21 protein-coding genes are annotated in these 22,909 nt (G+C 41.6%); 1 reads left to right on the top strand and 20 read right to left on the bottom strand.

The window, feature by feature from the left end:
- Window positions 1-53: 53 nt before the first annotated feature.
- The 20 genes from AB6735_RS00750 to AB6735_RS00655 all read right to left on the bottom strand — a co-directional run bounded on the left by AB6735_RS00750 (window position 54) and on the right by AB6735_RS00655 (window position 21,998).
- Complete coding sequence (locus AB6735_RS00750) at window positions 54-1,076, bottom strand: glycosyltransferase family 4 protein (protein WP_370993897.1); 1,023 nt, start codon at window positions 1,074-1,076, stop codon at window positions 54-56.
- Entirely contained in the window at window positions 1,073-2,071 is a 999-nt protein-coding gene (locus AB6735_RS00745; protein WP_370993896.1) for a glycosyltransferase, read from the bottom strand. Before AB6735_RS00745 ends, AB6735_RS00750 begins: the two co-directional genes overlap by 4 nt.
- Window positions 2,064-3,023 (bottom strand): glycosyltransferase family 2 protein, encoded by a 960-nt coding sequence (locus AB6735_RS00740; protein WP_370993895.1) that lies wholly within the window; start codon window positions 3,021-3,023, stop codon window positions 2,064-2,066. Before AB6735_RS00740 ends, AB6735_RS00745 begins: the two co-directional genes overlap by 8 nt.
- The gene (locus AB6735_RS00735; protein ID WP_370993894.1) at window positions 3,002-3,931 is read right to left on the bottom strand and encodes a hypothetical protein; all 930 of its coding nucleotides are present in this window, start codon (window positions 3,929-3,931) and stop codon (window positions 3,002-3,004) included. The genes AB6735_RS00740 and AB6735_RS00735 overlap by 22 nt, the downstream gene beginning before the upstream one ends.
- Window positions 3,932-4,849, bottom strand: coding sequence for a hypothetical protein (locus tag AB6735_RS00730; RefSeq protein WP_370993893.1), 918 nt, complete (start codon window positions 4,847-4,849; stop codon window positions 3,932-3,934).
- Window positions 4,849-5,760 (bottom strand): glycosyltransferase, encoded by a 912-nt coding sequence (locus AB6735_RS00725; protein ID WP_370993892.1) that lies wholly within the window; start codon window positions 5,758-5,760, stop codon window positions 4,849-4,851. The genes AB6735_RS00730 and AB6735_RS00725 overlap by 1 nt, the downstream gene beginning before the upstream one ends.
- Window positions 5,760-6,974 carry a glycosyltransferase family 4 protein gene (locus tag AB6735_RS00720; protein ID WP_370993891.1) on the bottom strand — a complete coding sequence of 405 codons (1,215 nt, stop codon included), beginning with the start codon at window positions 6,972-6,974 and terminating at the stop codon, window positions 5,760-5,762. Before AB6735_RS00720 ends, AB6735_RS00725 begins: the two co-directional genes overlap by 1 nt.
- Window positions 6,975-6,992: 18 nt before the next feature.
- Complete coding sequence (locus AB6735_RS00715) at window positions 6,993-8,147, bottom strand: hypothetical protein (RefSeq protein ID WP_370993890.1); 1,155 nt, start codon at window positions 8,145-8,147, stop codon at window positions 6,993-6,995.
- Window positions 8,147-9,535, bottom strand: coding sequence for an MBOAT family protein (locus AB6735_RS00710; protein WP_370993889.1), 1,389 nt, complete (start codon window positions 9,533-9,535; stop codon window positions 8,147-8,149). The genes AB6735_RS00715 and AB6735_RS00710 overlap by 1 nt, the downstream gene beginning before the upstream one ends.
- Before the next feature lie 111 nt (window positions 9,536-9,646).
- A complete protein-coding gene (locus AB6735_RS00705; RefSeq protein ID WP_370993888.1) occupies window positions 9,647-10,570 on the bottom strand; it encodes a glycosyltransferase family 2 protein in 924 nt (307 codons plus the stop codon).
- A gap of 8 nt (window positions 10,571-10,578) precedes the next feature.
- A complete protein-coding gene (locus AB6735_RS00700; RefSeq protein ID WP_370993887.1) occupies window positions 10,579-11,454 on the bottom strand; it encodes a glycosyltransferase family 2 protein in 876 nt (291 codons plus the stop codon).
- Window positions 11,451-12,017, bottom strand: coding sequence for a hypothetical protein (locus AB6735_RS00695; protein ID WP_370993886.1), 567 nt, complete (start codon window positions 12,015-12,017; stop codon window positions 11,451-11,453). The genes AB6735_RS00700 and AB6735_RS00695 overlap by 4 nt, the downstream gene beginning before the upstream one ends.
- 11 nt (window positions 12,018-12,028) lie before the next feature.
- Window positions 12,029-12,766 carry a hypothetical protein gene (locus tag AB6735_RS00690; protein WP_370993885.1) on the bottom strand — a complete coding sequence of 246 codons (738 nt, stop codon included), beginning with the start codon at window positions 12,764-12,766 and terminating at the stop codon, window positions 12,029-12,031.
- 25 nt (window positions 12,767-12,791) lie between these two features.
- On the bottom strand, window positions 12,792-14,054 hold the full coding sequence (locus AB6735_RS00685; RefSeq protein WP_370993884.1) for an ABC transporter ATP-binding protein: 1,263 nt from the start codon (window positions 14,052-14,054) through the stop codon (window positions 12,792-12,794).
- The gene (locus AB6735_RS00680) at window positions 14,054-14,911 is read right to left on the bottom strand and encodes an ABC transporter permease (protein WP_370993883.1); all 858 of its coding nucleotides are present in this window, start codon (window positions 14,909-14,911) and stop codon (window positions 14,054-14,056) included. Before AB6735_RS00680 ends, AB6735_RS00685 begins: the two co-directional genes overlap by 1 nt.
- Window positions 14,912-14,913: 2 nt before the next feature.
- Window positions 14,914-16,035 carry a glycosyltransferase family 4 protein gene (locus tag AB6735_RS00675; protein ID WP_370993882.1) on the bottom strand — a complete coding sequence of 374 codons (1,122 nt, stop codon included), beginning with the start codon at window positions 16,033-16,035 and terminating at the stop codon, window positions 14,914-14,916.
- Window positions 16,028-17,815: an asparagine synthase (glutamine-hydrolyzing) gene (gene asnB, locus AB6735_RS00670; RefSeq protein WP_370993881.1), complete on the bottom strand. Its 1,788-nt coding sequence runs from the start codon at window positions 17,813-17,815 to the stop codon at window positions 16,028-16,030. Before asnB ends, AB6735_RS00675 begins: the two co-directional genes overlap by 8 nt.
- Before the next feature lie 441 nt (window positions 17,816-18,256).
- On the bottom strand, window positions 18,257-18,772 hold the full coding sequence (locus AB6735_RS00665; RefSeq protein ID WP_370993880.1) for a UpxY family transcription antiterminator: 516 nt from the start codon (window positions 18,770-18,772) through the stop codon (window positions 18,257-18,259).
- A 14-nt stretch (window positions 18,773-18,786) separates the two neighbouring features.
- A complete protein-coding gene (locus AB6735_RS00660; RefSeq protein WP_370993879.1) occupies window positions 18,787-21,210 on the bottom strand; it encodes a GumC family protein in 2,424 nt (807 codons plus the stop codon).
- Entirely contained in the window at window positions 21,210-21,998 is a 789-nt protein-coding gene (locus AB6735_RS00655) for a polysaccharide biosynthesis/export family protein (protein WP_370993878.1), read from the bottom strand. The genes AB6735_RS00660 and AB6735_RS00655 overlap by 1 nt, the downstream gene beginning before the upstream one ends.
- Window positions 21,999-22,101: 103 nt before the next feature.
- Between AB6735_RS00655 and AB6735_RS00650 the strand changes: the two genes are divergently transcribed.
- The gene (locus AB6735_RS00650) at window positions 22,102-22,839 is read left to right on the top strand and encodes a glycosyltransferase family 2 protein (protein ID WP_370993877.1); all 738 of its coding nucleotides are present in this window, start codon (window positions 22,102-22,104) and stop codon (window positions 22,837-22,839) included.
- Window positions 22,840-22,909 lie beyond the last annotated feature (70 nt).

Below are 22,909 nucleotides of genomic sequence, written 5' to 3'. Positions count from 1 at the left end.
GATTCTTGAAATCCTCATAAAACAATTGTAGCAGTCATGATACTTGATACTCACTACTTGATACTAAATTTATACAATTGCTCGTATTGCCTGGCCATTACAGTCGAACTGAATTTTTCTTCGGCCACCTTGCGGCAGTTTGATCTGTTTAGCGTCGATATACTATTCACCGCTTCAATCATTTCGTTTGCATTGCTGCATACAAAACCGGTTGATCCGTTGGTGACCACTTCGGGTACTGCTCCCCTGTTAAACCCAATTACGGGTGTGCCGCAGGCCAGCGCCTCAGCCATTACAATGCCAAAAGGCTCGTCCCAGGTTACCGGCATCAACATGGCGGCGGCATTACCTAATAGCTCGTTTTTTTGAATATTATTAACCGGCCCGATATATTTGATCTGGTCCTGATCGATAAAGGGCCTTACCTGTTCATTAAAGTATTGCTGGTGAATTTGTTCAGCCGGGATATTGCCCGCTATGATCAGTTTTTTATTTGTTTTAAGCGCTATTTCGATGGCTATGGCCGTTCCTTTTTCCTGCTGGATCCTTCCTAAAAACACCAATGGCGCGCCTGCATCAACTTCAGCGTTAAAATGATAATCATCCATATCCACGCTGTTGTAAATGGCGGTTACATTGCCGATGTGGCTGATTTGCTGTGCGATGAAATTGCTGCAAGCTGTAAAATAAAGCGAATTTTTGGCCGCGATTTTTACAGCTTTTTTTACCTGCGATAGCGTAGGCGGCAACTGGTACGAAACTACTTTAGGCTGTTTAAAAGGCATGAGCGATGCTATATTACTCATGCGGCCGAAAGTGTGTACCACATCGAAATTTTTAAAAAGCAGGGAAGAGGTTAGCAGGTTGATCTTTACAAGATCTTTTAACCCATAATTTTCAGACTCCCGGTAACCGGTGAGTTCGCAGCCCGGTTGCGAATCCGGATTAGCATACAGGGTTATCTCATGCCCCATTTTGAGCAACTCCCTGATCAGTACATAAACCACACGTTCTATACCGCCATATTGCTCGGGTGGCACCGGTATTAAAGGGTTTACAATAAGGGCTATCTTCAATGTACGTTGTGTTTTGACTCCTGGAACCGCAAGCGCGTTTGTTTTAGTAAAAAGCTATAGGTTTCTTTTTGCGATGCCAGGAAGGTTTTCATGTAGTTTAGTTTATGCCCGTTCCCGATGAGCCATTTGATAATAACTATCCAATCTGACAAGCTGAAGTATTGATAGAGCAACCTGTTTTTTAACAAAAAGAAATTAGCTAAAAAGAAATTGGCAATGGGGCTTGGTTTTAGCCCGCGATGATAGGCCAATGCTTCCCGGATGATCGCAACATTATGGTCGGATGCTTCTATATAACTGGCCAACAGCATAGCCTGTGAGGCGATCCATGGATAGGGATCATTTGAACGGCTTGTGCTTATCGTGATGGCGAAATTGGCCAGAGGTTTGTGGTTTAAGATTATAGGGTGTTCAAAGCTCCGCTCTCTTACCAGTTCCATCACATCAAAGATGGTTTCGGCGGGTATGATATAATGATGGGCGTATTTGCCACGGTACAGCATGGCGCCGTTGGAGCTTATGGCACCTAAGATCTGTTTTTCTGCCGGCCATGAAAAAGTGGTAGTGCACTCATCCACAGGCCAAATGGTTTTACCCGTATTTTGCCATTCGTTGCCGGCTTTCTCCTGCCATAGGTTCATGTTGCTCCAGGACATATTCACTGTTGGATTATTCTCCATCAGGGCGATCATTTCTTCCAGGAAGGTTGCTTCCCACCAGTTGTCATCTTCCAGAATACTGGCGAAATCTTCTGCACAGCCTATAAAAGCAAGATTAAAGCTGGCAGTGGCTCCTATATTAACTGCATGATCTTTTATAATGAAGCGGGGATCATTTAATGATTGAACGTAAGCAGCCGGATAGGGATCGTCCGGGCAATCATTATGCAGTTCGCAAACCCAATTTTGAAAAGTTTGTTTGATAAGGCTTTCAACGGCCCTTGATAGCAGATGATTTCTTTTATAAGTAAACAAATACACCCTGCAGCTAAGCACGTTTTTTGAATATAAATTTAAGGTACTGGGTAGCTTTCCATCCTAATACCGATACCAGTATTTTTGTATAGCCACCTGCCGAAAAAGCAATGGATGAACCACCCAACTCTTTTACTTTTAATTCTGCTTTATGAACAATGATTGGATGCTGCGGGTAAAAATTATAAACCAAGCGCTGAAAACAATCGGCGGCTATCCTGTTTATCCTGTCGCTGGCTTCCTGTTTTAAAAGATACTGTGTGCCCAGGTTTATCGAATGGTATGCCGATTCCGCGCCCTTTGCCGAGGTGGTGGCTGATAACGATTGGGCAAGCCCGCTACGGTAATATAAAATGGCATCATTGGTAAACCGTAGCTCATGGGCACATAACAACACCCGGATGAAAAATTCAAAATCATTGATGAGTGAAAGTGTTTCATTCCATAAACCCGAAACCTCTAATATCTTACGCGGAATAAGCCATAAGGCACATTGCAGCATCACCTGTTTACCGGTCATGGAGGCGATAAGCCAATCGATAGGTTTCATGGAGACTTTTAAAAAGTCATCATCCAGCTGAAAGGTCGCTAATGAATTATTATAAAATCTTCCCCAGGCGGCAAAAGCAATTACGTTATCATCGCCATTAATTGCCAATACCTGGTTTTGAATATAGTTGGGTGATAACAGATCATCTGCATCCATAAACTTGATCAGCTCACCATTTGAAAATTGGAATGCTTGATTGGCCGCCGCACATTGCCCTTTATTTTCCTGGTTGTATACTTTGATCCGGGGATCTGTTAACCGGTTCAGGATATCAGCGGTATCATCTGTCGACCCATCATTCACCATAATGAGCTCCCAGTTGGTATACGACTGGGCAGTAATTGATTTTATTGTATCAGCAATATATTCCCCGGCATTATAAGCCGGCATGCAAACAGAAACTAATGGCGTATTTTTTTCCATTCGGTATTAAAGTACGGCAGCTTGGCTTTAAAAATATAATGACGTACTATTTGTGAATTGTTCAACTCAATTTTACTATCATAAAATATAGGGTACCGTTGTTTATCAAGCGGTGTGGCATCTTGTTTAAATAATACATAACTCATTAAGGTTTGCTCCACCTGGGCCGGGCCTGCATTGGGGTAATGTTTTAGTAAAGTCTTTGCTTTTTCTTCCAGATCGGTGTAATTTATATCGCCGTTATAGGCAATGATACCTCCGTTTACATGGCTTATGCAATTGATATCATGTTTGTCTTTCAGCGTTTTTTCGTCATCAACAAAATAAGAACTGCTCAGATGCTCCTGCATGTAAATAGCGGTTTTATTTTGGTACGCATCTATGGTCTGTTGCGGCCGGTCAAAAAAAAGCATATCACTATCCAGGTGTATGGCCCATAATGGGGCGGAATGAATATCTATCAGCCGCCTGAAAAAGGGGTGCCATTTTCTCAAATAATGCAAGGTGGGAAATTGAGCGACCGGAAGGAATTGGTCAAGATACTTATTGACAGTTTTTTCTGCAATAATGCTGACACCGGGAATGGCTCGTGCAATAAAAGCTTCATGTGTTTGATCTAATGTTCCGTCGGAGTAAATGTTTATTTTAACTCTTCCCTGCAAAACCCTGGCGAGTGATTGTGCACAGAAAATAGTTTGGTGCCAATATTTAGCGCCTGTTAAATAATTAACCTCCAGTAAATGATCTTTTGCTAATGGAACGGGAGGAATATCCGAGGCAGCCTTTTTCATTTGCTGTTCGCCCTGGTATAATTTGTACCATCCTATTAAACCAAAATGACGGATATGATACCTGATCTGTAAAGTTGGTTTAAAAAATATCTTGTAAATCAATCGCCCGATGCTCATTTAGCTGATCACTTTTTTCCAGGCCTGTGTGTAATAATATTTTTTGGAGAGATCTACATAATGATGCAGAACAGGAGGTTTAGTATCGCCCAGGGAAGGATTCACTTTATATTTATCCTGATCCAAAATAGTTGATTGTTGCTCACCGATGAGCATAGCGGTTAAAGCCTGCTCCAGGTAATAGCTCGAGCCCTCTTTTTCTTCCAATTCATATACCCAATTATCCAGGGCGGACCAGTTGATCGCGGTACTGTTTAATCCGATAGCCCCCACATTAAGTAAAGGAGGGATAGCGTGACCGCTCAGTTGCTTCATAAGCTGTTTAGAATAACCATAGCTTTCTGCACAGTCTACCATGTGTATAGGCCGATCCGGTTTTTTTAGCCACTGAATGATCTCGTGAGGGGTATCCCAAAATAGCATGTCGGAATCCAATACAAGTTTCCAGTCAGCACCGGGAAGGGTATGGATATCTGTTAATTTTTTTAAATGCGGATATACTTTCCTTTTTTGATGCAAATGAGGGTAGTGCCGTTGAGGTAAACGTTGCTGTAGGTTTTTATCTACTTCATCCTGCATAACAATGGTACAACCAGGAAGCTGTTTTTGAATTTGCGCAACAAGAGTGCTGTCAAAACTGCCGTCATCAACCAGTATAAACTGAAATTCTTGGTTACGGAACTTTACTAATGACCGGATGCAAAATAAAGTTTGATAGAGATAGTTTTTACCGGTCAAAAAATAAACTGGCAAGCCATGTGCATGGCATTGAACAGGAGGTAGCTGCAAAGATGCTTTCATCATTTGCCGGCTGCCACGCATCATGGCCTGATAACTAAAATATCCACCGAAACGCCTGTACCTTTTCAGCCGGGATAAGGGATGGCGGTAGAGTGCATTAATAATTTGCTGTAACATTATAGTTTTATCCGTCCTTCCAGCATGCCGCAGGCTCCCTGCCATTTTATAAAATTAACCTCGTTTTTCCAGGCCTTATAAGTCAGATACGCTTTTATTTTTCTGAGTAACAGTGTTTGTTTATTAATCTTTTTCCATGGGTTGATGTGGTGTTTTTCCAGCAATTGAACCCATGATCTGTTGGTATCCCGGAGCAGTCTGGCCAGGTACGCAGCCTGCATTCTTTCTTTTGATATAATGTGATGAAGCACCAGCTCCGGGAAATATCCCAATTCCCAGCCCGATTTTAAAAGCTGGATGTTGATCTCATTATCCCCGCCCGATGTTAAGGAAGTATCGGTGCGGTCGGTTATGATACTTTTATCAGTAGTCACGGCATCGATGTAAGATTGTATGGCAACTTTTCTGACGGCCATACCCGCGCCTATAGGGGCAGCATCAGGATAAGTGTTTTTCCATTTGGCAATGATGGTATCATTACCCAGATCCCGTAAGGCCAGGTTGCCATAAAACTCCGTTAACCAGACAGGAGCTTCGTATTCAAATTCCGGCAGCGATTTGCCGCCAGCAGCACCTATTTGAGGATGATCTTTAAATATATTTAAAGATGTTTCCAGATAATCACTTTGGAGCATATTGTCATCGTCGACCATTATAATGATCGCTCCTTGGGCTTCATCAAAACCTTTAAGCCGGGCGTATGTAAGGCCTTGCTTCTCCTCTTTGACGATCCTGGAATTGGGAAAAAAACTAAGATCAACGTAAGCATCAAATCCATTGGATGAATTATTGTCTACTATAATAAGTTCCCACAACAAGGGATCCAGCGATTGTTTTTGTAATGCCGAAAGCGTTTGATGAAGCCTCTTTAAATTAGGATTATAAGTACAGATGATAACCGAGATATCCATCAGGTTAATTTGTTGATCGCCTCCTGGTAATATGTGATTGAGTTGGATGCAAGCTGTTCGTCTGAGAATTTATCTTCAACTGTTTTGTGTGCATTTGTACCTAATTCTTTTCGCAGAGCGGCATCTTCTATGAGTATGGAGAGTTGATGAACAAGGCTTGATACATCCTCCGGTTCGGCTAATAAGCCATTGTAGTGATCTTTGATGATGTCTAATGCTCCACCTGCTTTAAGCCCTATAACAGGTTTTGCATAACTCATGGCTTCAATATATATCAGCCCGAACGACTCGTATCGTGAGGGAGCTATAAAAATATCGCAGCCAGCATAGGCCCTGCTCGCACTCTCTTGATCAACTGAACCGCAAAACATTACTTTGTCCGTAATATCAACCGGATGCTTATCGCGAAAAGTGTTTTCGTAAAAATTATCCTTATCGGTACCAATCAGTTTAAAAACCACCTTTTTATATTTTTCCAATACATAAGGAATTGCGGCTAATAATAGATCGATACCCTTTCTGTATTCAAAACGGCCTACAAATAATATTTCGATCTGATTATTATTGGAGATTTGAACTGGCGACAAAACGGGTAGAGGTATACCATGCGGAATGATCCGGAAACTGCCGGCGCTAATACCATACAACCGTTCCATTTCGGCAGCGTGATGATGGGTATGGGTAACCAGGTAATCACTTTTTCTAAGCGTCGCAATCTCCATGCGTCCCAACCTTTTTTGAAGCCGTGACTTAAACGGGTAGTACTCCTCCATGATCTGTAAAAACGTGGTGCTCACTCTCACCACAATAGGTATTGGCGGTTTCCTTGTTAAAAGGTTAAAATAGCACAGCGAGTAATAATTGGTTGTTTCTATCACATCAAGCTGATGCTCCTTAATGATCCTGTCCAGGTTTTTAAAAGTAGCCAGCATGCATCGTAGCTTGATCAGAAAATCAAGCACGGCCCATTTGTTTTTAAAAAGCTTATTGAAATAATCCGGTAAAGTTATGGGATAGGTTAATAAGGTAATTAAGGGACTATGCTGTTGTTCCTGAATATGATCGCCTGCTCCATAGGAGGGCCGTATATGCAAAACCACCACCCGGTGACCCTGCTTTGCCAGTGCATTGGCCAAAATGGAGAAATGATTAGCTATACCACTGTTAAAAGTTTGTTTATCCGGGTAATAGGGCGTAATTAAACCAATGGTCATCCGGGGGTAATTAGTGAATTATTGATTTACTGAATTAGTGAATTTTTTAGTGGCACTTTTTAAAGTTTTATTTACCTGCGCTACCCAGATGTCAAAGCCCAGGGGATTCCAATGGGCATCACTTAAAAAGTATAGATTATGTCTATCTAATTTATAAGTTTTATAGATGCTGATGATAGGCATGTTGGTTTCATGCTCAACCCGTTCCAGCAGATGATTATAGGGCATCCGATTTTCATCATATATAGATACCGGGTTTGGTATAATACTTAGAAATACTTTTTTAAAACCAATGGCTTCGTAGTAGTTTTTGGCCACTTTAAGGTTTGCTGTTATAGTATCAATTTGCTGGATGGATTTATACCTGAAAGCCGAATGGATATCGCTGGTATCAACCGTGATGTTTAATAATAATCTTTTTTTGTCGGTACTCACAGCAACTTCTTTGGTTACCCGGCCAAATAAATTATAGTTGAGCAAGGCTTTTAGTTCTTTTATCGGCGTAAATAATTTATCGTCAAATAATAAAAGCTCGAGGTTGCGGCTTAGGTCTTTATTGAAAATGATTTTTCCCAATCTGTTTATTAAAGAGGTGCGTGTTGCGCGGTTCGGGGAGCGAGGAGTTAAAAGCGCCCCCGAACCGCGCAACACAGATCTCGAACCAATGGTCTTGATATCATTTTCCGTCCATCGTATTTCATCTGTTTTGTTGATGTCATAGCCGTTGAGGTTACGCTCTGCAAACTCCATGATCAGGAAGTTTTGTTTGGTACTGTCTACCAGGATAGGGCCGAATGGAAACCGCCTGTCTAAGAACACAACATTATCAAAACCATCAAATGCGCTGGTAAGCGTTTTATCAGCCAGGAAGCTATCACCTATGATGTAGAGGATACGATTTTGGGGATTACCTCTGTTTATAGAATTGTATTTTTTAAAAGGCTCCAGCTTAAACCGGTATTGGGGTAAATAGCATAAACCGTAAAGGTCGCCATATGCCCAGCGGTCCGATCTTACAAAAACACGTTGGTATAATGATCTGGGCGTATCGTCGGTATTTAAATGATCAAAATATCTATCCTGTTTGATGCGGTTAATGAACGACTGATTCATGGCCATTAGTAGTACGATTGTACTAAAAACTAAAACCAATATGCCGGTGATCTTTTTCATCAAAACTGAAAATAAATAAACTGGGCCTCATTAAATATACCCAGGAAATAACAGGCAATAAATAAGATGACCGTTGTAAGCAGCATCCTCCGCTTTGACCACTGTACTTTCCGCTGCAGGTACCACTCGCCGGCTAACAGGGCCAGGATAATGAATATGCAATAGAAGATCTCGTTCCGGGGCATAATAGAAGCTGCCGTATAGTGGAGGGGGGATAAAGTAAAGATCTTGTTCAGAATGAAAAAGCCATCGGTAACTGTATTGGCCCTGAAAAATATCCACGCCAGGCAAACCAGGTTAAAGGTGAGTATCCATTTAAGATAACTAAACCCTTTGACATTAACTTTGAGTTTTTTCAATAGCTGATAACCGATCAATAACAAGCCGTGTACCAAACCCCATACCAGGTATTTCCAGTTGGCGCCATGCCACAAACCACTGATGATAAATACAATGAGTATGTTAATACAGGTAACCATAGAATTTACCCTGCTGCCGCCAAGCGGGATGTAAACATAATCACGAAACCAGGTAGATAAGGAGATATGCCAGCGCTGCCAAAACTCCGTGATGTTTTTGGAGAGGTAGGGCATGTTAAAATTCCGCATGAGTTCAATGCCTAAGGTTAATGCTGCACCTACGGCTATGTCTGAGTACCCGCTAAAATCACAATAGATCTGGAACGCGAAAAAGTAAACCGCTACCAAAAGATCAAATGCCGAATGGCCGTGGGGGGTGTTAAATACCGGGTCAACAAACAACCCCAAACGGTCGGCGATTACCATTTTTTTAAACAGACCGATCATGATTAAAAATATACCGGTAATAAAGCCTGTAGTATTGAACTTGTTGATACGGTGCAGCTGCGGCAAAATATGCTGAGGCCTTTCAATGGGTCCGGCAACCATTTGCGGATAAAAAAGAACATATAATGCGTAAATGCCAAAATGCTTTTCGGCCTTTTGATTGCCACGGTAAACCTCAATGGTATAACTCATGGCCTGAAAGGTGTGAAACGATAAACCGATGGGTAATAAAATATGCAGTAAGGGTATCTGCGGACCGTTAAAGCCATGGCTCAGGAAATTGAAGTTACCTGCGAAAAAATCGAAATACTTAAATACGGCCAGTACGCCTATGTTAGCTACTATGCTTGCCAGTAAAAAAAACTTTTTATTGCTGCCCTGTGCCTTTTCAATTAATAAACCCGCTATGTAATCAACTACAATGGTAAACAGTATAATTAAAATATATACCGGTTTAAAATACATGTAAAAGTAGCAGCTGGCTAATAAAAGCCATACCCAGCGTAATTTTGGCGCGAGCAAATAGTACGCGCTGATTACCACCAGGAAAAAGATCAGGAACAGGAGAGAGTTAAATAACATTTGATGTTAGTATCAAGCAGTTAGTATCAAGTATCAAGACACCCTTTTGTTATATATAAGACAAAATCTTCAAAGTCGTGATACTTGATACTAACTACTTGATACTCCAAATTAGATGATCTTCAATAATTTATATAATTTTAACCTGATGCGGTTCAGGAAAACTATTCGTTTCCATTCCGGTACTGGTCCATGTCCTTCGGCCGACCACATTTTTAAGTGATCTTCCTGCCATTTAATTTTTATAGCGGCATCATGTGTCTTGGCATCATCATGAACATTGACAATGGCCAGCGGCTGCCTGATCCGTTTGCGTTTATGGCCTTTCACCAGTCTTAACCAAAGTTCATAATCAAGTGCGCAATGCATCTCTTCCCAAACCGGCTCATTGATACCCATGCTCCAAAAGCAAGCGGGTTGTGATAAAGATGGTATTTTGATAAAGTAATCGTAAAGGGGAGGAACAGTCACTAATTCTAACTCATCGTTCTTCTTATTAAAGGCATATCCATAAATAAAATCCGTGGAGCTTTTTAAAAATGTATGTGCAACCAAATGGAAGGTATTTTTCAGGTAATAATCATCACTGTTTATCCAGGCGTAGTAGCTGCCGCTTGCCAGGCTGAAACCCAGGTTTATGGCATTTGATTGTCCCTCGTCTTTTTTGCTTTGCCAATAACTAATCCAGGGCGAATATTTTTCCAGTATTTCAAGGCTGCCATCTGTGCTGCCACCGTCAATTACGATGTACTCCAGGTTGGGGTAATTTTGCAGGAGAACTGCCCTGATGGTTTCTTCCAGAAAGTGCCCCTGGTTAAAGGAGGGTGTAACAATGCTGAGCTTTGGCCATGCAGTCTTTTCATCATACTGAGCTGGTGGGGCTTCCTCCGTCCAGGGCCAACCTGTTTTATGGGTCTCTGGTTGAGGTAAAGTTTTCAATAAGCCTTGTTTGGTAAACGGCACCGTTTGCAATGGATATTGGACTCCGCTTTTTTCTAATTTGGCACGATAATGAAGCAGGTTAGGCAGCAGCATTTATGGTTTTATTTTTGACGCTGATAAACGTATTCTATATACTTTTTCAAACTAACCCTATCTATTAGTTTTATTAAAGTTGGATGAAAAGTTTTCAAGAGCCGGTACTCTAAAAGTTTGAATGGTTGCTTTGCGCTGATGTTATAGATTTGGTTGATACCGTTCAGATGATTGTTAAGGTAATGGTCAATAAACTCAAATTTGGATGGGTTCAATTCCCTTTCAATCAATAGGAGTTCCTTAAACCGGTCAACATTATTATCGTTTGATTTTTGATCGTTGTGCAGCCGGTAAACCGAAAAGTATTTTTCCGAAGGAATAAAATTTACACCGCTGGTCTGTGCGCGGGCAAACCACTCCCAGTCGAAACCAAAGTGCAGATCTTCCCGGAGCTTCCCGGTTTTTTCAAAAGCCTTCCTGGTCCAAAAACTACTGGGTTGTACAATATAATCACCATGTTTAATGTCCCAGTTTTTTAAAGGATCAAAAGAACTGCCATGGACCAAGTGGGTAGCCTCATTTAGATGGATACAATTGCCGAACAATAATTCGGCCCGCTCATTGGATAATGCCCGGTTTACTTCCAGCAACGCGCCCGGCAAATAATAATCGTCAGAATTTAGCCAGCATAAAATATCACCCGTAGCTTGCGCAAATCCTTTATTGATAGCGTTACTTTGGCCCGTATCTTTTTCGCTAACCCAGTAAGTGATATGCTTTTCGTATTTCCTGATCATATCCAGGGTCTCGTCGCTGCTTCCTCCATCAATAATGATATATTCAAGATTAGTGTATTGCTGCCCGATAACCGAAAGGATAGTTTGTTCAATAAACCTGCCCTGGTTATAAGATGGGGTAATAACAGATATTTTGGCCTGTGTCAAATCTGATACTTGATAAAAGGATTCCATTGTTCATCATCAGGCTCCCTGTATCTTAATATTTTGGCCGGGTTACCGGCCACCACCGCAAAATCAGGGATATTTTTATTGACCACCGAACATGCGCCTATCACAACTCCTTTGCCGATGGTAACACCTCCAAGAATGGTTACCCGTGCCCCGATCCAACAACCAGCCCCGATCACCACCTGTTGGTTGTTTTTGGGAGATAAGGAATTTACCTCATGCGATCCGGATATGATCAGCAAATCTTTTGCGGTTTGGGTATAGTCGCCAATGTTTACGGTATCAAAGGCCCAGATATGATTATCGTGCCCTAAAGAAACATATCTGCCCAAAGCAATATTTGTAGGATTGATACACTTAAAGCCTTTATCAATAAAAACAGGATGCGCTGCTTTAATACCAGCTAATTTCCAGGCCTTGTGACCCACCCGCAACCAAAAACCTGATCGGTGACTCCGCGGCATTAGTTGGGCAATAGCTAATATAAATGTCCGTGTTTTTCCGGTTAGAAAATGTTTGGCAGATCTTAATTTATTCAAGTTTAAATGCTTTATCGATAAAATGACCGGAAAAAAGAAGAGAGTCTTTTTTTTATTCTAAAGATCAGTTTTTTTTGGAGGTAAAACTCTTTTATAGCCTGCCGGTCATTGTTGTAAGGCTGTTCGTTGATGCCGATCCGCTCTCCGATAAATTCAAAGCCTTTTCTTTTAATGGGGAAAGGTTTTTTTTCAAAGAACTCATCGTGTACAGTACAGGAGTTTTTGAACCTGGAATAGATCTCATTTAAAAAAAACTGATCGCTCCCATAAACCAAATTGTTTTTTTCTGCAAAATTGCTGATCATTGATTGCATTTGGACTATGCCGCCCTTAATTCCCCACAAGCCTCCTAAAATATGAAAAGCATTGTTTTCATCTATGGAGCGATGGTGCGGATGATCTCGCATAATATGGATCATGTTGTCACTGTTAACCCATTCATCAACTGCCAGCTTTTCACGCATGGTTAAACGCGAATCGCAATCCCTGAAAATAATATGGGTACAACCATCCATATCAGCCGCGTAAAAACGCCAGAACATGCCGTAAATATCTCCTGTTCTGTTTATGGTAATTGCCCCTTTTTCTTTAATAGTATGGATGATCTCCGGAGGAACCGTATCATCAAAATATACAACGATTTGCCAGTCCGGGTATAGTACGGCGGCCTGTTCCATATTTCTGATCATGCCGGTGGTATACAGTGTATTATCACCCCATAAGGAATATGATATATATTTTGTCTTCAAGTTCAGGAAACCCCTGTGCAGGTAATTAATGAGGTGGAAGGAAGATCAATCCGGCCCCCTTTTCATATTCAAAAACATGACCGCTGGTCATGCTGTATCCGGCATATTCAATGCTTAAAGCTTTTTCACAGAACGCGTATATTTCTACACCTGGGTAGGTCAGATACAAGTTCATATCCAGATCTACCTTATTCAAATTATTGGGGAAAGTTATTTTATAGGATAGCGATACTTCTCCCTTGTTTTGAATCTTAACTCCGTCATGATGACCGGGACTATAAAAAGCAAGGGGGGTTAAATCCCGGTCTACAAAGCGGCATTCAATATCCATCGGCATATCGGTTTGTAACGACAGCTCAATTCTTATTTCAAATGAAAAGTTATTTTCCGGGTTTAAAACAATGCTGTTGACAGAGCTATTGTTAAAAAGTATATTGTTTATTTTAACCTTATCAGAAGAATAATTTATCCTGTTCAGAAAATCCGTATCCGTTTTGATACCGCTTTGGCCGTAATTATAGACGGCATCTTTACAGGATCCGTTAAATGTAATTTGTCCGTTGCTGAGTAAAATTCCCTTATTGCATAGTTTTTGAACCGCTCCCAAATTGTGCGAAACAAACAAAACGGTTCGGCCTTCGCCTCTGCTCACGGCATCCATTTTACCCAGGCATTTTTTCTGAAATTCGGCATCGCCCACGGCTAATACTTCATCAACAATCATGATCTCCGACTCGAGGTGGGCTGCCACCGCGAAGGCCAGGCGTACATACATGCCCGATGAATACCGTTTTACCGGTGTATCTATATAGCGCTCCACGCCCGAGAAGTCCACGATCTCATCAAACTTTCGCTTAATCTCGACCTTGCGCATCCCCAGGATAGCGCCGTTTAAAAAAATATTTTCCTTTCCGGTTAATTCCGGATGAAAGCCGGTACCTACTTCAAGCAAGCTTGCTATGCGCCCTTTTACTTTTACGGAGCCGGTAGTAGGCGAGGTAACCCGGCTTAGTATTTTCAGCAAGGTGCTTTTACCCGCCCCGTTACGACCGATAATGCCTACTGCATCGCCTTGTTCAATATCAAAATTAATATCGCGTAAGCTCCACACCACATCACTTTCGCCTTTGGCTGTGCGGTCATTGGTTTCGCCAACTTTTAAAAAAGGATCTTCTTTACCGCGTATCCTGGCCCAATAGCGTTCCAGGTCGCGGGAGATGGTGCCGGTACCAAAATCGCCAAGCTGGTAGGCTTTTGATAAATTTTCAACTTTAATTACGGTGCTCATTATACGGTATCCACAAACGTTTTTTCAACCCTGTTAAATACAACAGTGCCCAGCAGCAGAATAATAATAGTAGTTGCCAGGCTGTAGCCCATCATTTCCCAGCTAAAACTTCCGCGACCCATAAAGCCATATCTGAAAGTTTCTATGATAGCCGTTACTGGGTTAAATTTTACCAGCCAGCTATAAGTCGGGTATTTGGCTTGAGCTACGGATAGCGGGAAAATTACTGTGGTGGTGTACATGAGTAAGGGTACTCCGAATGATACGATAAAAGCCAGGTCGCGGTATTTGGTTGTTACTGCCGATATGATCATCCCGAAGCCTAAACCCAAAGCCGCTATCATGATGATGAGTAAAGGCAGTAACAATAAAAAAGCATTCGGAACAATTACTGTACCTTTAAAAAGATAGACGACATAAAGCATCAGGAAAAGCAAAAACTGTACACCAAACCTGATAAGGTTTGATAATACAATGCTCAACGGCATAATTAACCGGGGAAAATAAACTTTACCCAGCAGGGCTGAGTTATCTCTGAAAACGGTGGATGTTTTAGTAAGGCATTCAGAAAAATAATTCCATATAATGATCCCCGCCAGGTAAAACAGGGGCTTTGGCAGGCCATCAACGGGTATACCGGCAAGGTTACCAAAAACCAGGGTGTAAAACAGAATAGTAATAGCCGGCTGTATAAAAAACCAAATAGGACCCAAGATAGTCTGTTTATAAAAGGAAACAAAATCGCGCCGTACCAGTAACAAGAGCAGGTCGCGGTAGTGCCATACATCTTTAAACTTTAAGTCGAAAATGTTATTTTGCGCGGTTATTTGAATGTCCCAGTCTTCGTTTTCCGACATACTTATTCGGTTAATAATTCCTGCAGTTTACGGGCATAATCGGGTTGATTAAAGTGGTGTAAACTGCGTTTTTGCAATTGCTCCCGGTCGGTACTTGTTAGCGGTTGTGCTAACGATTCGTTCATGCAATTGTATAACTCGGCAGCATCATCTGTGTTAACCGATTTGCCCAGCTCTCCGTTACGTATGGCATCAATACTTCCATCGGCATTACCGCAAATAACAGGAAGGCCGCAAGCCAAAGCTTCAATAAACACAATGCCGAAGCCTTCTTTTTTACTGGGTAAAACAAACAGATCGGCCAGTAAAAAATGATCTGTGAGCTCGGTTTCATCAATAAAGCCTGTTAATATGATCTGATCGCTTACATCATGATCGCTTATTAATTTATGGATCCTCACATCCTCCAACTCATCGTATTTTCCAGACAGAATATATTTGATGCCGGGGTATTTATTTTTCAATTTTCCTATGGCTTCAATCACCAGTTCATGGCCCTTGTATTTTTCTGTAGAGGTTAAGCGGGTTAAGGTAAATATGATAGGATGGCTATTGTTAAGCTGATAACGATCAAGCAAACTCGCGGGCTTTGAAAAGGTGACCGGCAATGGCATCAAAGGGTCAATAGCATTGTTCAGTACTATACAAATGTTCTTGTCAATATGGTGACGGTCAAGTATTTGCTGCCGGGTATAATTGCTTACGCAGATCACTTTGTCGCAATTTTTAAGGAAAAGTTTTTTGATGAATGAAAGAGGCCGCCATACCTCAATACCATGAGCCACTAACCATACCTTGCATTTGGGGTTCACCGCCTTGATAAGCAAACCAATGGCAGCCAGATTAATATGACTCAGTATGATAATATCTTTTAGCGTAAACTTTTTACTAATAACCTTTAAGGCAAAGTTTAATTTGTTAATGCCAAATCCCTTGAAATTTGAAGAAGGCAGGTACTCCGGCATCAGATCCTGGGCACGGTCATAGGCCGACCATAATTCAAAGTTCCAGTTATTGGCAAGGGCTATCTGGTTTAAGGTATAGCCTAAGGTACGGGTCATTTTTTGGATACCACCGGTGGTGCTAAATATTTGTAAAGTAAGTAGCAGTACCTTTTTAGACATGCGCCTGTATCTGATAAAGTGCAAATGCTTTTGACCAGTGTACGCCCTTGTTCTTAAACTTTTGAATCATTGCCTGAGCTGCCTTTCCTTTATAGGCCGCACTGTTACTTATTTCGGGATGAGCCGCCATCCATTGCTGCAGCGGGAAGGAAAAGCCCATTTTGGGCCGGTCCCATATCTGCGTCGGCAGCAGATCTCCAAAGCTATCAATCAGTAGCTTTTTGGGTTGATTGTTGTCAAACCGGATGGATGGATCAATGCGGCTTACCGTATTGGTAAAGTCCTCGTCTAAAAAAGGCACCCTAACTTCCAGCCCATGACTCATGCTCATCACATCGGTATCCCTGAGTAACTGATTTTGCATATACAAATTGGTTTCGAGCCATGACGCGTGTTCTTGATTATAATTTTTTGGACAGGAGGAATAGCCTGTGTCAAAAAGAATGTCCCTGACTTGTTTACTGTCGGTATCCAGAATTTTAGCGATCTCGATAGGCGAGAGAAAACCTCTCAACAAAAGATAGTCGGCTAAATAATGGTCATTAGCTAAAAATGTAAGTTTTTTATATTGATCAGGCAAGAAGCCGGTTATTGCCGAAAACAGGGATGGACTAATTTTCCTTAGATACTTTAAGTACTTTATCCGCTTGAAAGAAGGGTAGCCGCCAAAAAGTTCATCGCCGCCAATACCCGATAGTACTGCTTTTAAACCATCTTCATGGGCGTATTTACTAATAAACCAGCTATTGATACCGTCGATAGTTGGCATATCCATGGCCGCAATGATCTGAGGTAAAAAAGTATTAAAATCATGTTGCTGTACCAGGTGCGAAAAGCTTTGACCTTGTAACTTATCTAAAATTATACGCTGATGGTTTTGCTCGTTATAATTTTGCTCATTAAAAAAGATGGATACCGTTTTAAGCTGCTGTTCTTTTTTAAGATTTGCCAGCAGGGTGAGCAAACTGGAATCAATACCTCCGCTTAAAAATACACCAATGGCGGCGTCGGCTATTAATTGCCGGTTTACGCTTTTTATCAGCGTTTCTTTGATCAGTAAGCGGGCCTCGTTTACATCGGTGATCTGTTCTTGCGCAGGGGTTCCATGATATGGATTGATGGTATAGGCAGATGAGGTAATATCCCAGCGTAAAAAATGACCTTTTGGTAAACTGAAGACATTTTTTAAGGTAGTATATGGCTCAGGGATATGGCCAAAGGCCAAAAACCTTACCAGCCAATCGGGATCTTTTTCTGTTGAGATATTAGCTGCCTTAAAAGCTCTTATTTCTGAGGCAAAACATAAAACCCCATTCCGGGCGTAATAATATATGGGTTTAATGCCCGCGCTGTCACGTACCAGGTAAACGAGATTGCTAACAGTATCGTACAACGCAAAAGCAAACATACCCCGAAATTTGGCGAAGGCAGCGGTTCCCCATTGCAGGTACGCTAATAAAATTACCTCTGTATCAGTCGCCGACCGGAATTGTGCTCCCAGCGCTAACAGTTCTGTTTTTAATTCCAGGTAATTATAAAGTTCGCCGTTAAAACTTATGCAGGCCTTTTGCCCGGTATCGGTCATGGGTTGGTGGCCGTTGCTGCTCAGGTCAATGAGGGATAGGCGCCGGTGCCCAAAGCCCAGGTTATTTTTGTGGTCGAAAAACGTGCCTTCATCATCAGGGCCGCCATGTTGCAATACATCGCACATGGCTTTTACTTTTTGGTTTATTTCGTCAGATGGTAAATTTTTATCAATTATTCCTGCAATTCGGCACATGGATGGGGTATTTTAAATGGGGTATTGTCTACTATTTTTAAAAGTTTAAAAAATCAAAGCGAATAATTTGATTGGCGCTTGCTTGCGGGCTGGATCTTCATTTTGTAATAATTCAATCAGGTTCAAATTGGTGAATAAGGAGGCAGGTATATCAATTCTGTATTACATCTTTCCACTTTACAATAACACATCCCTTTCTTCCCGGAAATGCAATTTGCATCATATAGCTCTTTTTGTGCAAGTATATAAAATGTTGAGTTAATAATCCTGCTATTGTATATATCTTAATCATATCTTCATAGCTTCGCCACGTAAGTCACAATTTTATTTGCAACTTATTGCTTTACAGTTAATTGTAATTTAAGGCACAATGGCCTCCTGGTATTATATAAGCCGCCAAAGCGCCTGTATTTTCTTTAATATTAAAAATGATAGTTTTGGTTAAAAACGCTCAATATAAGAAGCCGCAACATGCACAATAATGGAGCGTCCTATGCTTTCAAGTCTTAATATCAATTGTTTTCGCGACTGGTATATTACCACCTCGCCGGTCATTCCTTTTAAGGGTCCCGCCTTTATAATAATTTTTTCCCCGGGCTGCAGATCCTCCTCCGTAATTTCCAGATCGATTGAACTTGTCATCAATAACTTTAGTTCGTTGATCTGGCTGTCGGGCATGGTGGCCGGTTTGCCCGAAAAATATAGAAAACGGGATATCCCCCTGGTCATTAATACATCTGCCTGTGCGCGTTCGGCGATGTTAACAAATATATATGATTTGATAAAGGGCTCCTCGACCCACTTTTTGCGGTCGCTCCATTGCCTAAGTTGCCGATGCAGGGGTAAATAGGTCAAAATTCCTTTACTGGTTAATGCTTCGTATGCTTTTTTTTCGGCCTTTGCATGTGTATAAACCGGATACCATTTATTTTTTACCTCACTTGTTAACAGCCCCATATTTATTAAAAAGCTTAATATTTAAACCATCTTCTCACATTCCACCATTTGGTTTTGTTATCATCCAAATAGTACCCCGAATCTTCATAGCCGTTGTAATCGGCATAATAATAGTAGTGCACGCCAGAATTATCACCTGTAAATTTGGTGGTATAATACCTGGAGTGCAGGGGCTCTTCCTCATATGCGTTGAGCACTATTACGGTATTATCAAGCTGATACTCCTGCGCTACACGCTGGGGCACGGTAGCCGCGTAAAATTTTGACCTCCCAGACCGTATCACAAAAACATTGATATCACTCATCCGGATAAGCGGGATAGCATCAGACACCAAACCTATTGGCGCGGTATCTATCATCACAATATCATACCTGGCTTTTAACTGGGCAATTAAAGTGCTCATCCGTTCGCTATGCAACAGTTCGGAGGGATTGGGTGGAACAGGCCCGGAGATTATAAAATCAAGATTTTCCTGTTCGGAATGAAAAATGATATCATCAAGTTCGTTTTGGTGGGCCAGATAATTGCTCAGTCCGATGTCGTTGGTCACATTAAATATCTTATGTATTTTGGAACGGCGAAGGTCGGCCCCAATAAGGATAACTTTTTTGTCGATCAATGAAAGCGTGCTTGACAGGTTAACGGCCACAAATGATTTTCCTTCGCCGGCTACTTCCGAAGTAATACAAATCACCTTGTTTTTTTTCTCGGATGCCAGGAAACTTAAGTTAGTACGTACCGAACGTACCGACTCTGCAAATATGGATTTTGGGCGTACAAGCGCTAAAATTTGCCTGTTGTTTTCATCAATAGGCTCCGGGAATTTTCGGATGATACCCAATATAGGTATCGAGGTAAGGCTTTCGATGGTTTCTTTATCGTAGATGTAAGGATTCATGATCCTGACAACAACAATAAGACTCAAACCAATAACCAAACCCAGGATAATGGCCGAGCGGTGAATATTATGCTCGTCGGGCGATACCGGGTTAAAATTGGGCTGAGCCGGTTCAATAATGGTTGCTCCAGGCAGTATACCGGCCCTGCTTATTTGTGCCTCCAGTTTTTTTTCTGATAAAAATGAATACACTTTATCGTTGATCTCAAAATCCCGTTGCAGGCTCACCAGGTCGCGCTGAGCAGCGGGCAATGTCATGATGGCTTGATTAACCTGCGAAAGCTGACTATCCAAAAAAGCGATGTTTTTTTCAACTCCCGAACGCAAAGCTTTGATATTATTCAACGCATTCAGTTTTATTTGTAATATCTGCTGGTTGATGTCGCGGATGGGTTGCGAATCGGTATTGTAAGTTTTTAACAGCGCGTTTCTTTCCTGTATCAAAGCATCCAGCTTTTCGACCATGGCTTGTAACAGGTGATTGTCTGCCCCTGCCGTGGTGAAATTTAAATTAACATTATCCTTTTCCCTGGTGATCTGGTCTTTGAGCTGATCAAGGGCCATCAGCTGTATTTTTAATAAGGATTTGTTCGACTCAAGATCGGCCGCTTTGGAGACCGAAGTTGTTGAAGCCGAGCTTACATCCAGGATCTTTGATTTTTGCTTGTATTTTTCAATCGAGTTTTCTGAACCTTTAACCTCGGTTGACAGAAAAGCCAGCTGGCTGTCGATAAAATCGATCATTTGTGAAGCCGACTGAGTTTTTTGATTACGATCAAAAGCCACATATTCGTTCATGATACTATTGATAATATCGGCGGCAAACTGAGGATTGGAGTCAACTTCCTGCAGGCCGATAATATTGGAGTTTTTTGTGGTTTCACCAGTGGACAAGCCCCCCCTTACCCGGTAAACATAGTCTTCCGGAATATTGAATTTAAACAGGTAAACCGTATTCTTGCTCAGCGCCCCCGGATACTTGATGCTGAAGCTGGTATGCCCTATATTTACGGGTGTATCATAGTTAAAGATGTTTTGAATTTCCTTACCCGCCATTTTGTACGACAACTCAAACGATTTCGTGTTTAAAGGTTTAAAACCTATCTGATCGTGGTAAAAATTTAAACTATCAAACCTGATGAGCTCAATGTTCAACGGTTTTGAAGGATAGATCTCAGAGGTACGCACCCGGCCCATAACATAAAAACTTATCCTGTAATCCAGGTTTTTTATGGCACTTAAGATAAGGTTGCGGCTTTGTATCACAGATGTAATACTTTGTATTTTTGATGGTCCGCGTTCGGGAACGGTTATTACGCTTACCAGGTCGGAGATCTCCGATTTTTTTTCTTCAATTTTTAAAGTGCCCGATGATGAATAGGTTTTAGGCGTATACCACAGATAAGTATATGATATAAGCACCGCTATGCCCACAGAAGCGGCTATCCAATACCAGCGGCTCAGCAATATCTTGCCTATCTTAAAATAGTCAATTTCCTGACTGGGCAGTTTTCGCTGAATTTTTTCTGTTTCTTCCATTAGCGATGGGCAAGCGTGAAAATAATTAAGGCCGTGTTGAGCAAAAGCAAAACCGGCTGACTGATCACCGATACGTTTTGCAGATTCTCGTTCCTGACCGCACGTTTGTTTTGGGCAATATAAATAATATCTCCATTTTGAAGAATAGCACGCGGATCATTGATGGCCTGGATATTCCGGAGGTTGATGGTCGTTACCTGCGGATTCGCCTGGTCGCCCCTTATAATTTGAATATTGGTTTCGTTGGCTTTCTCTGTAAGACCGCCGGCTGCGCCAATCATCTCCACCAGGGTAGTCCTGTCTTTGGTTAGCGGATAATTTCCCTGTCCTTTAATTTCGCCCAACAGCGTAACCTTCAGGTTTACAATTTTTAGTTCGATGATAGGGTCCTTGAGCAGGCTTTTACGGTAAAGACCTTCGATAAGCTTTGCCGCCTCGGGCCGGGTAAGGCCCCCTACCGCTACATGACCAATAACCGGCAGGGCTACGGTGCCGTCATCATCAACCTGGAAAGTTTGCCCGGTGCTTGTACCGGTACCTCCGCCCGAAGTAGTGGTGCTTGCCGGCGCCTCGTCAACAATATACTTTACGTTTTGCAGATTCCTGATCTGCAGTATATCCTGTGGTTGTATGCGATAGGCAGCCATGGCTACAGCGGGTCTTTGCGCAGAGCTGCTATCTGCAACAGTGGTTTTTTGTTCAAAAAGCGATTGGTATTGTTTACTGGAACAAGATGTTAAAACAAAAATTATCCCGAGAAAGAACAGAGTAAAAGTAAAAAAACGCATACAGACGAGTAGAAACTAAATAAGTATATAATTAGGGATTGATTTCAAAAATACATAATTTGCGGGTATATATATTGGTAATTCTTTTCTCACTTTGTACGTTTTGAAGCTCTCCCTGGTTACAGTAGTTTATAATGCCCAGGATACCATCAGGCAGTGTATCCAATCTGTTATCAACCAAAACTACCCCAACCTGGAGTACATTATTATCGACGGCGGTTCAACAGACCAAACACTTTCAATTATCCGGGAGTATCATAAATTTATCCATATTTTAGTTTCAGAACCGGATAATGGGATATACGATGCCATGAATAAAGGTATAAGCCGGGCTACCGGCGACGTAGTGGGCATATTAAATGCCGATGATCATTTTGCCGATGCGGATGTTTTACGATCGGTGGCCGCGATATTTGCACAACATGATATAGAAACATTGTACGGCGATTTGGATATAATTGATCAACACCAGCAAGTTATCCGTAAGTGGCGCTCCGGTAAATGCAACCGCAATTCCTTTAAGCTGGGGTTTATGCCCGCGCATCCTACTTTTTACTGCAGGCGTAATTTATTTAACCAATTTGGCTTTTACAATCCTGGTCATGGTTCGGCAGCCGATTATGAGTTGATGCTCCGGTTAATGTACCTGCATCAGGTTAAAAGTTTTTATCTGAAAAAGGTAATGGTTAACATGCGCGCCGGGGGCATCAGCAGCAAAAATTTAAGGAACAGAATAAAGGCATGGCAATTTGATCTGTTGGCCATGCGTCAAAATAAACTCCCTTTTCCCTTACTTACTCTGATTTTAAAGCCCCTCCGAAAAATAGTTCAATTTCTTTAATTTCAACTTAAACTTAAATTTTTTAAACCCGTATAAAGAGTAAATCATATACTCGATTTTTATAAGATAG

Source organism: Mucilaginibacter sp. RCC_168 (assembly GCF_041355315.1).
Lineage (GTDB): Bacteria > Bacteroidota > Bacteroidia > Sphingobacteriales > Sphingobacteriaceae > Mucilaginibacter.
This window is presented reverse-complemented; position numbering and strand designations above follow the sequence as displayed.